General features: G+C 66.9%; 16 protein-coding genes. 7 read left to right on the top strand and 9 right to left on the bottom strand.

The features are described from left to right. Positions 1 to 18 precede the first annotated feature (18 nt). The 7 genes from AC0NH5_RS24655 to AC0NH5_RS24685 form a co-directional block, all read right to left on the bottom strand. Positions 19 to 819, bottom strand: a complete 801-nt coding sequence (locus AC0NH5_RS24655) for an ABC transporter ATP-binding protein (RefSeq protein ID WP_474407947.1) — start codon at positions 817 to 819, stop codon at positions 19 to 21. Further along, a complete protein-coding gene (locus AC0NH5_RS24660) occupies positions 812 to 1,597 on the bottom strand; it encodes an ABC transporter permease (protein ID WP_474407949.1) in 786 nt (261 codons plus the stop codon). The genes AC0NH5_RS24655 and AC0NH5_RS24660 overlap by 8 nt, the downstream gene beginning before the upstream one ends. Next, positions 1,594 to 2,406 (bottom strand): ABC transporter permease, encoded by an 813-nt coding sequence (locus AC0NH5_RS24665; RefSeq protein ID WP_474407951.1) that lies wholly within the window; start codon positions 2,404 to 2,406, stop codon positions 1,594 to 1,596. Before AC0NH5_RS24665 ends, AC0NH5_RS24660 begins: the two co-directional genes overlap by 4 nt. Positions 2,407 to 2,411: 5 nt before the next feature. Then, positions 2,412 to 3,386, bottom strand: a complete 975-nt coding sequence (locus AC0NH5_RS24670) for an ABC transporter substrate-binding protein (protein WP_474407953.1) — start codon at positions 3,384 to 3,386, stop codon at positions 2,412 to 2,414. Positions 3,387 to 3,596: 210 nt separating this feature from the next. Further along, positions 3,597 to 4,817 carry an MAB_1171c family putative transporter gene (locus AC0NH5_RS24675; protein WP_474407955.1) on the bottom strand — a complete coding sequence of 407 codons (1,221 nt, stop codon included), beginning with the start codon at positions 4,815 to 4,817 and terminating at the stop codon, positions 3,597 to 3,599. Then, positions 4,814 to 5,347 carry a hypothetical protein gene (locus tag AC0NH5_RS24680; protein WP_474407957.1) on the bottom strand — a complete coding sequence of 178 codons (534 nt, stop codon included), beginning with the start codon at positions 5,345 to 5,347 and terminating at the stop codon, positions 4,814 to 4,816. Before AC0NH5_RS24680 ends, AC0NH5_RS24675 begins: the two co-directional genes overlap by 4 nt. Before the next feature lie 5 nt (positions 5,348 to 5,352). Continuing rightward, a complete protein-coding gene (locus AC0NH5_RS24685; RefSeq protein WP_474407960.1) occupies positions 5,353 to 6,762 on the bottom strand; it encodes an FAD-dependent oxidoreductase in 1,410 nt (469 codons plus the stop codon). A 400-nt stretch (positions 6,763 to 7,162) separates the two neighbouring features. Here AC0NH5_RS24685 and AC0NH5_RS24690 point away from each other — a divergent pair, with 400 nt between their 5' ends. From AC0NH5_RS24690 to AC0NH5_RS24710, 5 genes are all read left to right on the top strand, one after another. Then, on the top strand, positions 7,163 to 7,600 hold the full coding sequence (locus AC0NH5_RS24690; protein WP_474407963.1) for a helix-turn-helix domain-containing protein: 438 nt from the start codon (positions 7,163 to 7,165) through the stop codon (positions 7,598 to 7,600). A gap of 316 nt (positions 7,601 to 7,916) precedes the next feature. Beyond that, positions 7,917 to 8,381, top strand: coding sequence for a roadblock/LC7 domain-containing protein (locus tag AC0NH5_RS24695; RefSeq protein ID WP_474407966.1), 465 nt, complete (start codon positions 7,917 to 7,919; stop codon positions 8,379 to 8,381). Positions 8,382 to 8,540: 159 nt separating this feature from the next. Then, a complete protein-coding gene (locus tag AC0NH5_RS24700) occupies positions 8,541 to 9,032 on the top strand; it encodes a sigma-70 family RNA polymerase sigma factor (protein WP_474407969.1) in 492 nt (163 codons plus the stop codon). A 560-nt stretch (positions 9,033 to 9,592) separates the two neighbouring features. After that, positions 9,593 to 10,033 carry a hypothetical protein gene (locus tag AC0NH5_RS24705; protein ID WP_474407971.1) on the top strand — a complete coding sequence of 147 codons (441 nt, stop codon included), beginning with the start codon at positions 9,593 to 9,595 and terminating at the stop codon, positions 10,031 to 10,033. Next, a complete protein-coding gene (locus AC0NH5_RS24710; protein ID WP_474407973.1) occupies positions 10,030 to 10,350 on the top strand; it encodes a transcriptional regulator in 321 nt (106 codons plus the stop codon). The genes AC0NH5_RS24705 and AC0NH5_RS24710 overlap by 4 nt, the downstream gene beginning before the upstream one ends. A gap of 59 nt (positions 10,351 to 10,409) precedes the next feature. Here AC0NH5_RS24710 and AC0NH5_RS24715 read toward each other — a convergent pair whose 3' ends face one another. Together AC0NH5_RS24715 and AC0NH5_RS24720 are read right to left on the bottom strand one after the other, a co-directional pair. Beyond that, positions 10,410 to 10,925 carry a hypothetical protein gene (locus AC0NH5_RS24715; protein WP_474407976.1) on the bottom strand — a complete coding sequence of 172 codons (516 nt, stop codon included), beginning with the start codon at positions 10,923 to 10,925 and terminating at the stop codon, positions 10,410 to 10,412. Between the two features lie 222 nt (positions 10,926 to 11,147). Then, positions 11,148 to 11,639: a sigma-70 family RNA polymerase sigma factor gene (locus tag AC0NH5_RS24720; RefSeq protein WP_474407979.1), complete on the bottom strand. Its 492-nt coding sequence runs from the start codon at positions 11,637 to 11,639 to the stop codon at positions 11,148 to 11,150. 502 nt (positions 11,640 to 12,141) lie between these two features. On the opposite strand from AC0NH5_RS24720, the gene AC0NH5_RS24725 reads away from it, so the two are divergent. Beyond that, positions 12,142 to 12,621 carry a hypothetical protein gene (locus tag AC0NH5_RS24725; protein ID WP_474407982.1) on the top strand — a complete coding sequence of 160 codons (480 nt, stop codon included), beginning with the start codon at positions 12,142 to 12,144 and terminating at the stop codon, positions 12,619 to 12,621. A 131-nt stretch (positions 12,622 to 12,752) separates the two neighbouring features. Next, the gene (locus AC0NH5_RS24730) at positions 12,753 to 13,082 is read left to right on the top strand and encodes a hypothetical protein (RefSeq protein ID WP_474407984.1); all 330 of its coding nucleotides are present in this window, start codon (positions 12,753 to 12,755) and stop codon (positions 13,080 to 13,082) included. The last annotated feature ends 48 nt before the right edge of the window (positions 13,083 to 13,130 follow it).

Genomic DNA, 13,130 nt, shown 5'->3' on the forward strand with positions numbered 1-13,130 from the left:
GGTCCGTCGCCCGGGTGATCACGACGGTGGCCGGGCGGCGGCCTTGGCCCGCTGGATGTGATCGTAGATGTGGGTGCGCAGCTCGGTGAAGCGCCGCAGCGACCGGGTCGTGAGCTGGTCGCGTTCCTGCGGCAGGTCGATCGCGACGTCCTCGCGCACGACGGTCGGCGCCTGCGAGAGCACCAGGACCCGCTGTCCCAGATACACCGACTCGTCGATGTCGTGCGTCACGAACACTGTCGAGATCTTGCGGGTCAGGTGCAGTTCCCGGACCAGATCCTCCAGATCGGCGCGGGTCTGCGCATCGACCGCCGCGAACGGCTCATCCATGATCAAAATCTCGGGACGGTACGCGATGGCCCGCGCGATCGCGACCCGCTGCTGCATGCCGCCGGACAGCTGCCACGGGTGACTACGGGCCGCGTGCGGCAGCCCCACCGCGTCGAGGGCGTCGGTGACGATCCGGTCGCGTTCGGCCCGGGACAGCTTCTGGTGACGCAGGGGCAGCTCGACGTTGCCCCGCACCGTCAGCCACGGGTAGAGGCTGCGGCCGTACTCCTGAAAGACCACCGCCATGGCCGGGCTCGGACCGGTCACCGGCGCCCCCTCCATCTCGACGGTCCCGCTGGTGGGCCGCAGCAGCCCGGCCAGGCACTTCAGCAACGTCGTCTTGCCGCAGCCGGAAGGCCCCACGACGCACACCAGCTCACCGGCGTCCATCGTGAAGCTGAGATCCGCGATCGCCTCCACCGCACCGGCCGGTGACGGATAGACCTTGCGCAGGTGCTCGACCCTCAGCAGGGTGCTCCCGTCAGGCACGGGTCACCTCCCGCATGCCGTGATACCAGCGCAGGACGCGCCGTTCGACGAAACCGAAGATCACAGCGAGCAGGACACCGACCAGGCCCAGCAGCAGGATGCCGCTCCACATCTCGGCGACCAGGTAGTTGCGCTGGAAGTAGGCGATCCGATAGCCCAGGCCGGACGACGACGCGAACATCTCCGAGATCACCATGAGGATGAGGGCGACCGAGAGTCCCTGCCGCACACCGGTCATGATCCGTGGGCTCGCCGCCGGGAGCACCACGAACCACAGCCGCTCCCAGGCTGTCAGCCCGAACGATTCCGCGGTCTCGCTCATCACGCTGTCGGTCGAACGCACGCCCTCGACGGTGTTCAGCAGGATCGGCCAGATCGCGCCGGAGACGATGACCACCACCTTCATCGTGTCGGTGATGCCGAGCATCAGCATGGCGACCGGGATCAGCACCGGCGGCGGAATGGCGCGGAAGAACTCCAGCAACGGCTCGAGCAGCTCACGCAACCAGCGCACGCGCCCGATGACGACACCGGCGGCGACCCCGGCGACGATGGACACCACGATGCCGAGGGCGAGCCGGGCCAGGCTCGGCAGCACGTCGTCGACCAGAGCGGGGCCGATCCATGTGTCCCGGAACGCCGCCGCGATGGGCAGCGGGCCGACGAAGAACCGGTTCGCCGACCCGGTCGACCAGAGGGCCCACAGCACCACGATCAGCAACGGCAGCCCGAGCGCGAAGCCGACGTGGGCCGCGGTCCGGCCGAGGCGGGCGGTCACCGGCCCTCCTCCGCCCGTATCGACTGGTGCCAGGCCAGCGAGCGGCGCTCGACGAACCGGAAGACGAGGTTCACCCCGAGCCCCAGCAGCCCGGTCACCACGACGAGGGCGTACAGGCCGGGGGCGTCACCGGCGGAGCGGGACAGCTCGATCATGCGCCCCAGCCCGGGATTGCCGATCACCATCTCCGCGGTCACGGCCAGGATCAGGGCGACCGCCGCAGCGAGACGCAGGCCGGTCAGGAGGTACGGGAGCATGGTCGGCAGCACGAGGTACATCAGACGCTCCCGCCGGGTGAGGCCGAAGCTGGCAGCAGTGTCCCGGGCGACGCTGTCCACGTCAGCGACACCGTGGATCACCTGCACGAACACCTGCCAGAACGACGCGTAGACGATGATCACCAGGGCGGCACGCATCTGCAGGCCGAACATGAGCACGGCGAGCGGGATGAGTGCGACCGACGGGATCGGCCTCAGGAACTCGATCGTCGTGTGGGTGGCGCGGCGCAGGAACGGCACCAGACCGACGACCGTGCCGAGCACGACGGCGGCGAGCGTCGCCCCCGTCAGGCCGATCGCCCACGACGTCATGGTGAGCCCGAGCCGCCGCCAGAACGCCAGGTCGCGCAGCTCCTCGGCCAGCCGGGCGGCGACGTCGGTGACGTAGGGCAGGTACTGCGGGCTGATCAGTCCCGACGCCGGGACCAGCTGCCAGACGACGAGGAAGCCCAGCAGGCCGGCGGCGCCCAGCAGCACGCCGCGCCGGGAACGCCGGGACCGGGCCGAGGGGCGCCGAGGCGCGGTCAGCACGCCGGTCACTGCTGCTGGACGAGACGATCAAGATCGGGCAGGCGATCGAGTACGCCGTACTTCTGGGCGAGTCGGGCCAGCGACTCCAGGTCCGCCCGGTCGATCTCCCAGCCGAACTCCGGCAGCCGCACCGACTCGGCGACCGCGTCCGGCAGCTCCAGGTTGTCCTTGACGGCCTGCCGGACGGCCGGCTCGTTGGCCGGGTCCTGCGCCCACCGCAGCGTCTCCTTCATGGCCGCGGAGAAGTCCGCGATCAGCGCCGCATCGGTGTCGCGCAGCGTGGTCGACGTGATCGTGGTGAGCGTCGCCAGCCCGGGGACGGTGGCCTGGTACGGCGCGACCACGAACGTGTCGCCGCGGCTGCGCAGCTGGGTGACGAAGGGTTCGGGCACCCACGCGGCGTCGATGTTGCCGGCCTCCAGCTGTGCCGGGGCGTCCGGGAAGGCCACCTCGACGAACTCGATCGCCTTCGGGTCGCCGCCGTCCTTCTCGACCGACGCCATGATCGTGACGTCGCCGGCCGCCCCGAGGCTGTTCACCGCGACCTTGCGCCCGGCGAGATCGGCAGGCCGCTTGATGCCCGACTTCGCGGAGGCGATGACGGCGTTGATGTCGTCACCCTCGGCATAGGACGAGGCGTAGTTGCCGATGATCACGACCCCTAGGTCCTGCAGGCCGGCGCGGAACGGGCCGAACGGCTGACCGATGGCGAAATCGATGTCGCCGTTGATCAGTGCCGGGATGGCCTGCGCCCCGCCCTGAGCGGGCAGCACCTCCACCCGCAGTCCACGCTCGGCGAAGATTCCGGCCTTGATGCCGCCCCACAGCGCGGCGGTCTCGGTGATGGGCAGGGCTGCCACGCGCACCTGCCGAAGTTCGGCACCGGATTCCGGGGACGGGGTGGTGGCATCGGAGTCCGTGCATCCGGCGACGGCGATCGTGACGCCGGCGACAAGCGCGAGAGCGGTGACCTTCTTCATCGACAAGCCCTTCCTGGGCGGCGCGGGCCGGGAAGCGGGGCTGGTGAGTGATGTGGACCACACCGCTCGTGTGCCGTCATGGTCCAGCGAGCGGGCACACAGTGTCAAGAAAATCTGACGACCGTCATGAATAAGTAAAATGATCGCGGTTGCGGGCGCTGAGCGCTCCGTCATCGGCCGCCATCCGGCCGGCGGTGCGGTGCGGAGACGTCAGCGCGCTGGCGATGATCCGCTGTCGGGCAGCGAGGCATGTGCTGCTGCCGTTCTGACGATCCGCGACTTGGCGAACGCGTCGGCGAGGGGAAGGAGCAGGTCGATCTCCGAGTCGAGATCGTGTCCTCCCGAGCGCGGTGGGGCGTCGGTGATGTCCTGCCGGTGAGGTGACCGACCGTGCTGCTTGTCGCGGATCGCTGCTACCAGTTGGGCAGCGACGACGGTTGCGTCGAGGTCGGGCCCCGTCTGATGGGCGGCCTGCCCGAGTTGCCTGGCGAGGGCACCCACCTCAGGGTCGAAGTATGCCCGCAGGGCAAGGATGCCGTCGCGGATCTCGATGACCCGGCGATACACGCGGAAGTCGGACCGCCAAGGATTCCAGCCACCGATGCCGGCCGTCCACGGCCGTTCGAGGGCGATGTGCGGTACGGCCTGGTAGATAGCCGCCCACAGCGGTTCCAGGCGCCGGTACCGCCGCAGGCGCTCCCACCGCGGGCCGACGGTCGGCAGGGCGACGCCGATCGCGCTGAGGATGCCTGCGAAGCCCGCCGCGATCAGGCCGATGGCTCGCAGCGCGGGTATTTCGCTGCCTCCCCGAACGCTGATGAAGTAGGCGGCCGATGATGCGGTGTAGAGGAAGAAGAGCACATTAGCGATGAATATGGTCCACATGCCTCGCCGTAGCCAGCGACGGTCGACGAGCCGGACTATGGAGATCGCGCGAATGGCGGTGTTCGCCCACGTGAAACCAAGAGCGGCGGCGTAGATCAGATATGCGTCCCGGATGTGCGGTGTGACGGCCCACAACGGTTCGGGTGCCTGCTCGTTGCGGATGATCTCCTCGGCGGTGACGCTGCCACGAGCTGCGAGGCCCAAGGTGATGATGGCGCCGATGGCAAGCGCGTAGAACACCAGGCCGACGCGGATCTTGCGTACCGCCTCGGGCAGCGGGTGAGCCCACAGCAGGAACATCGACCACAGCGCGGCGCAGCCGGCAGTGACCGGGACCAGGATCCAGACGGCGACTATGCCGCTGGAGGTTTCCAGGGCCGTCGCGACGGCGGGGATGCCGGCGCAGGCCCCCATGGCTGCCAGCGCCAGCACCACGCATATGGATCTGAGAAACGGATTGTACGGATCCTGCCGCAGGCTGTTGATCCTCAGTGCCAGGAAGATCACGTAACCGACGGCCATGGGCACGAAGACCGCAGCCCTCATTGCGGCCACCGCTCGGAGGAAGATTCGACGGTCAGGTGGATGCGATGCCGAGTGCCGGCACCGCTGGCAGGCGCCTCCCACTCGGCCAGTGGTTTCCACCGGTTCGCCGCCTCCAAGATCATGGTGGCGATCATCTCGGCGACGACTTCCTGCTCGTCGGAGTATGCGGTGCGCTTGAGCATGCGGCTGACCATGCGGGCATCGAGATCCGGCAGCAGCAGCTGCGCCGCGTCGGAGGTCAGCAGTCCCGACCCGCCGTGGTCGTCGAGAAGGTGCCCGAGTTCGTGCACGACGATGTGTTCTTGGTGCAGGGCTGCGGTGTTCTGCTCGTAGAGGATGTAGTCGCGCCCGCCGGTCGCGATCCAGATTCCTGTGGGGCTGTCCAGCGGCATGACCGTGGGAACGAGGTCGATGGGCCGCCCGCGGGTGGCCGCGATGCGCGCACAGAATTCCCGCAGGTCGAACGGCCGCGGAATATCGAGTTCGTTGATGATCTGTTGGCAGCGGTGGCGTGCTTCCTTCGGGCGCATGATTCCTACCGGCTCCCGTCGCGGAATGTGGTCTCGTGCGGAGCGGGCGACACTGTGCCGGGCGTCGTGTTGCCGGGCGAAGGCCGCCGGCGCGCAGACACCGCACCGATCAGGACCCGGCAGACGATCGACGGCCGTGCGAGGTGGGTAGGCGCAGCGAGCAGATTGGCGACCCGCAGAAAGGCTCGGGCAACCGTGGCATCGGTGGCGGCCGCCTGATGCAGCAGGGCGAGGTAGGCATTTCCCAGCCGGACCGCCGGTGTGCGGCGCCCGCGAATCCAGGGCATGCGCAGGTCGTGGTTGGTCGACATGGTCCATGCCGGGCCGGCGGCCCGAGCGATACTCGAGCGCAGGTCAGGGAAGCGATGCGGCCCGTGCTTCTGCACATGCCGGCGCAGGAGAAGGGCCTGCCGCGCCGCGACACTCATGCCCTGGGCATAGATCGGGTTGAAGACACTGACGGCGTCTCCGACAACGACGAGCTGGTCCGGGAAGCGGCGCAACTTCTCGTAGTGGCGCCGGATGGCCTCCGGCATGCGGTACCGCACCGGGGTGCCGGTGGGTGTCGCTCGGAGCAATGCCTGATGGATGTCGGGCACGGGCAACTGCCGGGTGAATTCGGTGAAGGCGCCGAGCTCCACCGGCAGCGGTGTGTCGCCGTAGGCAGTCAGCGAGACCAGCCACCGGTCGTCACCCATGTCGATGAGTCCGGCACCGCGAGGGTTGCCGGGGCTCGGCGTGATCAAGATTCCGTGATCGTGATCGATGACGTCGTCGGGCATGGAGAAGGTGCAGCTGCTGTAGGCGACATTGATGCGCAGTCGTTGCTCCGGTGGCGGAGTGTGATTGATGTCAGTGAGCCACTGCGGCATCCGGGAGGTGCGGCCCGAAGCGTCCACCACGAGGTCGGCTTCGAGGAACTGCTCCTGGGTGCTTCCAGCGGTGGTCGTGCGTACTCCGGTGACAGCAGCCGTGTCTGGTGACGCGGCAAGACCGACGACGGACCGCTCGACGACGGCGACGTTCGATCGCTGGCAGAGCCGGTTACGCAGGCGGTGCTCCAGGTCGGGACGGCCGATGTAGATGCCGTCGAAACCGCTGGGTGCCGGTGCCAGGCGATGGCGGCCGCTGTAGGTGCGGGCATCGGCCAGCAGGTCACCGGTGGGTACCCCATCGGCGATGAACTCGTCCACCAGACCGGGGAACAGCTCTTGTATCGCACGGCTCCCGGAGACGAGTACGGCGTGTACGTGCCGGCCTTGTGGCGCTCCAGGTCGTGCAACGGCACTCGAGGGCAACGGGTCGCGGTCGATCAAGGTGACGTGGTCATAGGCGTCGGCGAGTCCCTGAGCAGCGCAGAGACCGGCGATGCCGGCGCCGATCACGACGGCATGCGTGTTGGTCGGCATCGTCATCCCTGAGTGCTGACCGCGGCGAGTGGACACCGGGCTCCGCCATGGCTGCGGTCGGCGTGGACCGGCGCGGGATTCCGGACGGTTGGCAGCGCGGGCGGAAACGGCAAGGTAGCCGGGAAACTGCTCTCCGATCGGTGGATCAGGTCTCGTTCATCCACGCCAGCCCGCCCCGTTTTATCTAGTCGCTTCCATCGACGTCTATATCGGTCATTGAGGGTACTCGTTGTAATCCGTCCTGGGATCTCCTCAGAGCGACTCGGCTCGGCTGCCTCGTCCCCTCCTGACCGAAGTCCTCTGGTGACTCCCGCATCAAGAGTTGCCGCCAATAATTGATCTTTGGTATGAGGCGCCATCGGCCTGGCCGCGTTGATACTGGACCCGGCGAGAGGAGCTCGATCCGATGGCGCGCACATTGGCGGAGAAGCTGAGGTACCTGCTGGAGACGGTCAAGTCGGAGGGCGGGGACAGCTTCACCAACGCCGAAGTGGCGGCCGGGACCGGCCTCTCGCCGTCCTACATCGGCTACCTGCTGAGAGGTGAGCGGGACAACCCGACCCTGCAGAATGCCGAGGCGCTGGCGAAGTTCTTCGGCGTACCCGTCGCCTACTTCACCGCCGATGAGGATGCTGCCGAGCGCATCGAGCAGCAGCTCGATCAGCTCCGCAGCCTGGTCGCGTTGAACCGCACCATGCAACGCGCCGACGTGGATCGGCTGGCGACTCGAATGCTGAATTTGAGCAGCTCGGGGGTGGAGGCGATCGCCCATCTGGTCGAACTCCTGATCGACAAGGAACGTGCCCCCAGGCGGGACGCTGGTGCAGGCGAGGAGAACCGGTAGCTCCGGCCCGAACGGCGGGATGAGGATGCCGGCGGCTGCCGCGCACCGCTGAGGCGGCGCTTGTCGCACCGCATGAACCGCTTGGGCCGTCCTGCGCGCGCGCCGTGACGTCCCCGTGGCGGCAACTGACAGTGAATATTTCGCGCACCCCTGTTGCTATCGGCGTGTATGAATCTATGCTGCGACAATCGCAGCACTGTAGTGAATTATGATCAGGCGCCGGACACTGCAGTGTTGCGCTAGGCATCTCACCGTCCGCATGCCAGGAGGCTCGGCGCCGCGCAGACATCAACTGTTCTCGCTGGAGGGCGGCAGCATGATCCATCCAGATGAACCACCTGACGTTCCCGTGGGTCGTGTTCAACGGATGCTCGACAGGCTCCTGAAGGAGGTGCCGGCGCTCCGGTGCGTCGTCCTCGTCTCGGCTGACGGGTTGCACTTGGCCAGCGCAGGCGCTCTCCGCCGCGATCGCGCGGAGAGAAGCGCCGCGCTCGCTGGTGTTTTCTTGAGCATGACTCGCCATTTCGGTGCCGAGCTGATGCTCGGGCCCGCGCCGGAGATGCTGAGTATGCGTTACCCCGACGGCGATCTCGCGCTCCTGCGAATCAACGACAGTGTGGGTGAATTCGCGGCTGCTCTGCTCGCTGCCGCCGCGCCGCAGGCCCAGATGAACGTGCTCGGCTGCGCGATGACTTCTTTCGGGCGGGCGATGGGTCCCGTATTGACCCCCGGCGTCCGCCACGGAATGCGCCGGCGGAATCTACCCGTGCCGCCTGCGTGATTCCGGGATGGGAACGCCAACGGACGGCTCATTCAGATGGATGAAGGATCGGCAGTGCAAGGACTGGTTCTTCTGTGATGAGGAGCTGGTGAAGCTGGTCGCAGCCCTGGGCGTGCCGCACGCCGAGGAGCGATAGCACGGGGGGAGTGGGGGCGGCCGATGGCCGGTGAGGGGAACGAGGCGAATTTCGAGGAGTTCGCCGGGATGATCCGGCGCTGGCTGCTCCATGAGGCCTACGGCTTGTGCGGTGACTGGTACGAAGCCGATGATCTGGTTCAGATGGCCATGTGGAAAATCCATCGCCGTTGGGCCGCACTGCGTCGGCACGGCGAGCTGAGGGCGTACGCCCGGCAGGTGATGGTGAGCAGTTTCCTGACCGAGCGGCGCCGTTCGCGCTGGCGATTCGAGATGACGACCGCGACGACGGTCGACCGGGCCCAGGATTGCGGCGCCTATCAGGCGATCGAGGACCGCAGCCTGCTGGTGAGCGCGATGCTTCAACTGGGTGCTCGTCAGCAAGCGGTGCTTTCGTTGCGGTTCTTCAGAGACCTCAGCGTCGAGCAGACCGCACAGTACCTGGGATGTGCGCCCAGCACGGTGACCAGCCAGACCGTACGTGCCCTGGAAAACCTGCGCCGCCAACTGATGTAGGACGTCGCTCCGGCGGCCCCGGCTCACGCGTCTGCCTTTTCTCATCAGGCCGCCGGCCGATGCAGTCTTTCCGCGGGTGCATGTTGTGTACACGGGCAGAGACGTCGAGCGTGTGCCGTGCGATCCAGCTCGACGGCTGAGCCGGAAGCCCGCTCCTGCCACGACCGCAGGGCCTCGAACTTGCTGAGGCGCGGCCCCGCAGAGAAGGCGGCGATGCTGGCAACCGCGCGGCTGAGCAGGCCCTGGCCGACCCCCCGTTCGGCCAGGGCCGCCGCACCTCGCTCCTGCCCCTCTGCGAAACAGGGCCCAGGCGCGAGCAGGAACGGCAGGGCGCGGCGCGGCGTCGCGGCGGCTCAACACGGCAGGACCCCGGCCGCCGGCCCGCACCGATCTGGTGGGCCGGCAGTTCCGCGCGTCGGTGCCGGACCGGTTGAGGGTCGCCGATGCTCACCGCGGTTCTCCACGCGTTACCCCCACCTTGATTCGAGTCCCGGCCACATCCTTTCTTTCCATGACGGAAAGTGATAAGTTTCCGGCACGGAAAGATTGGAGCTGTCCTCATGACAGACGACAAAGGCGCTGAAGAGGCGCTGGCCGTGATCCGGCAGGAGCAGGCCGCCGTGGCCGATCGCTTGGACAAGGCGTGGGTGACGCGTTCGCAGTGGGTGGTGGCGGGGGTCATGGGCGCGGCGGTCGCCGCGTTGTTGGTGGAGAACTCGGTGGTGCTGGTGATGGCGACGGTGGTCTACCTGACAGGTGCCCTGGTGGTGTTCGGCACTCCGGTCCGGGCAGGTGTGGTGCCCCGGGAGAGCCGTCGGTCCCTGGTCCAGGTCTGCGCCGGGACCGCGCTGTTGTTCGCAGTGTTCACCGCCGGCCTGGCGGGTCAGCATTTCGAGATGCGGTGGTTGACGGGGTTGGCTGCGGTCTCGGCGGTCGCGGTCACCGTGGGCATGATCTCCTGGCGGCGCGCTCTTGTCGGCGCGCGAGTGACCCGGTCATGAGTTCCGCCACCGGGTTCAACGAACTGATTCACGCGCCGTACCGGTTGCGGATCTGCGCGATGCTGGCGGCATCCGAAGCGATCGAGTTCAGCACCCTGCGCGACACGCTCGGAGTCAGCGACTCGGTGCTCAGCAAGCATCTGGCCCCACTGACCATCGCTGACTACATCACGACCAGGCGTGAGATCGGGGTGTCACGCCGGGGGCGGATGTGGGTGTCGCTGACCTCGCACGGTCGGCGTGCCTTCCGAGCACACGCCGAGGCCTTGCAGGACATGTTGTCCGATGCGTCCACTGACACGGGTTCATCAGCATGAAAACACCTGGGTCCACGGTGCCGAGGCGCGCACCGTGGACCCAGGTGTTTCGAGGACTTCTACTTACAGATCTTACTGTCGATGAAGGCGTAGAGGGCCGAGAAGCTGCCGGCGACGGCCGCGGCCCCGTACAGGGCGTTGGTGGTGATGAAGTAACCGGCGATGGTGACGCCGGCGCCGCCGGAGGCGACAGCGAGTGCCCCGATGGCAATGGCACCCATGCCGAACAGGACGGTGGCGATCGAGCTCGCGCACCAGCCGCGCCCGTCGATGGTGGAGGCCGCTCCGCCACCGGCAGCGACGACATCGATCACACCGTTGTTGAGCGACACGGTCGCTGACCCGCCGTCAGCGGCATTCAGGACGACCCGCTGGCCGGCCTGCAAGGCCTGGGTGATCTGGCGAACCTGCGGCGAACCGGCCGCCGGGACGCCGGCGAGGTTGACGGTCACCGTCTTGGTCGGGGGCTTGGCGACGGCGGCGCTGCCGGAGGCTGACGCGCCGGTGCCGGCGGTGAACAGCATCGCGGCGGCAGTGAGCATCATGAAGAAGACCTGCAGACTTCTGCGGAGCATGAGTTGTCCCCTCTGGGGTGTACCGGAATACGGACGTGGTGCTGAGACAGCTGCTCGGCGTCTTTTTCCGGCGTCCCGGGAGAGGCCGCGAGCATCGGTGTTACGGAGGAGCGGCTTGCCGTTGTTGCGGCACGTCGCCTCCGGGGCCTTGCCAGGTACACAACTCGAGGCCGCTGCGAGACTGCATTCACCGACAACTAATTGTCCGCCGAGTGGCGAAAGCTATTGCAGCGTGCGGCGCAACGTCTCCAGGGCACGCACGGTTTGGCTGGTCACGGTGCTGGGTGCGCATCCCAGGAGCCGTGCAGTCTGCTCGACGCTGAGATCCCTGATGAACCGCAGCGAAAGAACGGCTCGTTGCCGGGCCCCGAGCTGCCGCATCGCGGCTACCAGAAGGCTGCGGTCTTCGATCGCGCGATGGCCGCTGGACACCTGCCCCCAGTCGACCGTCGTCGCGGTCGTGACCTCGTGTCGCCAGCGAGAACGGCGCCGCTCGGTCAGGAAGCTGCTCACCATCACCTGCCGGGCGTACGCCCTCAGCTCGGCGTGCCGGTGCAGCCGGAACCATCGGCGGTAGATCTTCAACAAGGCCATCTGGACAAGATCCTCAGCCTCGTGCCAGTCGCCACAGATGCCGTAAGCCTCATGGCGTAGCCAGCGCCGGATTCGTTGTGCGAACACCTCGAAGTTCGTCTCGTCAGGCTCGTCGGCCATCAACTTTCCCCGTTTCGACATGTGATGGGTGCGGCATGCAGCACGCTGCTGCGGCTATGTCGTGTGTTTATTGAGCCGCCTCTACTGATGAGCTACTTCGCTGTTCCATCCGAAGTGAACTGGTGCGCAAGCTGCCGAAAGGCAAGATCCACTGATAGACGCTCATCTATCTATGCGAATGAAGACATTGTCATGGATTCAATCCCTGGGCAACCCGGATCGTGATCCTGTGCAGGCTCTGTGGGGATACTGTGAGCCGAGACGGCGACTGATCTCGCAAGTCCGGCGCCATGCAGCCGGATGGCCTATTTATTGGAAAAAATATTCCGTGCAGCCGTGCAGTCCGGCGGCGACTTCAAGTCGTGTACACGGTTGAGTCGTGCCGTCAGAAAACGGAGAAGGCAATGAAACGGCGGGCATCGCGGCATCAGAACCGGAAGCCGAGTGATTCTCACCGGCCCGATTGCTGCCAAGCTGCAGCATTCCAGCGGTCGGCGGTCGTGTGGGAAGCAAGATCCCGAAGGATCCCCTCCTCCGTGAAAGGAACCAATTCGTGCGCTCGAAACTTCTCGCAAAAATCGCCTTCACCGCGGCCGGCGCCTGCACCATCGCCATGGCAGTCGCCCCGGCTGCTGCATCGGCGTCGGTCTCACCGCCCGCCGAAACGGTAGCCGTGGTGTCCGGGGCGACCATCTCTGCGACCGGGTCCGAGACTGGTGCCATGGTCGCGGCCGACCTCCCGCTCCAGGTCGTCATCAACGCCTTGCGGCAGGGTGGCGTGCTGCTGAATACCATTGTGGGTGCCGTCAGCCCGGAGGCCGGCGCCGCCATCCGGCAGCATGCCGACAGCATCGCTGACTTCCTCGAGGAGGCTCAGCGGGTCGATCGGGCCGGCCTCATCGCGCACCTGACCGGGCTCGGCGTGCCGGAACGGGTGGCGGGCATCGTCGCTGACGTGCTGTTGCTGATCATCCGGGGCTGACTCTGCTCCGAACGCACCATCGCATACGGCTCTGAGCCGCATCGTCCTCAACGGGCGAGCACTCGGAGCCGGACTGCCGCGGGCCAGGCCGTTTCGGCGCAATCACACCAGAGACCATACGGGAGTGTTTCGTGCGCAAGATGTTCACCAGTTTCGGCGTACTGATAGCCGCCTTGGCGGCAACGTTGAGCGTCACCAGCCCGGCATCTGCCGCCCAAGTCCCGTGCGGTGATGCATCATTCGTCAAGGTTCATCTGATCGGTGGCGCGCAGATCTGCTTTTTCAATCTCGGCGCGAACGAGTTCAACAAGGTTGGCGTGTATTGGATAGAAACAGGAAGCTATGGTGGCGTGGTAAAGGTTCCGGGACGGGCCGACCGGACATTTTCGCCTGATGGCGACGTGTACTTCGGCGCTCCCGTGAATCCCAGCTCCATCGTCTTGACCAGGCGCATCCCCTGACCGTAACGGCGCTGACGGAGGAACGCCGGCACCCCGACGCCCGGCAAC

Source organism: Actinoplanes sp. 13 (assembly GCF_056134165.1).

What these genes read in the sequence shown, in the direction of transcription:
- AC0NH5_RS24720 (WP_474407979.1), bottom strand. Translation starts at nt 11,639, where the DNA reads ATGGCCGACGAGCCTGACGAGACGAACTTCGAGGTGTTCGCACAACGA.
- AC0NH5_RS24695 (WP_474407966.1), top strand. Translation starts at nt 7,917, where the DNA reads ATGATCCATCCAGATGAACCACCTGACGTTCCCGTGGGTCGTGTTCAA.
- AC0NH5_RS24675 (WP_474407955.1), bottom strand. Translation starts at nt 4,817, where the DNA reads ATGAGGGCTGCGGTCTTCGTGCCCATGGCCGTCGGTTACGTGATCTTC.
- AC0NH5_RS24690 (WP_474407963.1), top strand. Translation starts at nt 7,163, where the DNA reads ATGGCGCGCACATTGGCGGAGAAGCTGAGGTACCTGCTGGAGACGGTC.
- AC0NH5_RS24710 (WP_474407973.1), top strand. Translation starts at nt 10,030, where the DNA reads ATGAGTTCCGCCACCGGGTTCAACGAACTGATTCACGCGCCGTACCGG.
- AC0NH5_RS24670 (WP_474407953.1), bottom strand. Translation starts at nt 3,386, where the DNA reads ATGAAGAAGGTCACCGCTCTCGCGCTTGTCGCCGGCGTCACGATCGCC.
- AC0NH5_RS24700 (WP_474407969.1), top strand. Translation starts at nt 8,541, where the DNA reads ATGGCCGGTGAGGGGAACGAGGCGAATTTCGAGGAGTTCGCCGGGATG.
- AC0NH5_RS24705 (WP_474407971.1), top strand. Translation starts at nt 9,593, where the DNA reads ATGACAGACGACAAAGGCGCTGAAGAGGCGCTGGCCGTGATCCGGCAG.
- AC0NH5_RS24680 (WP_474407957.1), bottom strand. Translation starts at nt 5,347, where the DNA reads ATGCGCCCGAAGGAAGCACGCCACCGCTGCCAACAGATCATCAACGAA.
- AC0NH5_RS24685 (WP_474407960.1), bottom strand. Translation starts at nt 6,762, where the DNA reads ATGACGATGCCGACCAACACGCATGCCGTCGTGATCGGCGCCGGCATC.
- AC0NH5_RS24715 (WP_474407976.1), bottom strand. Translation starts at nt 10,925, where the DNA reads ATGCTCCGCAGAAGTCTGCAGGTCTTCTTCATGATGCTCACTGCCGCC.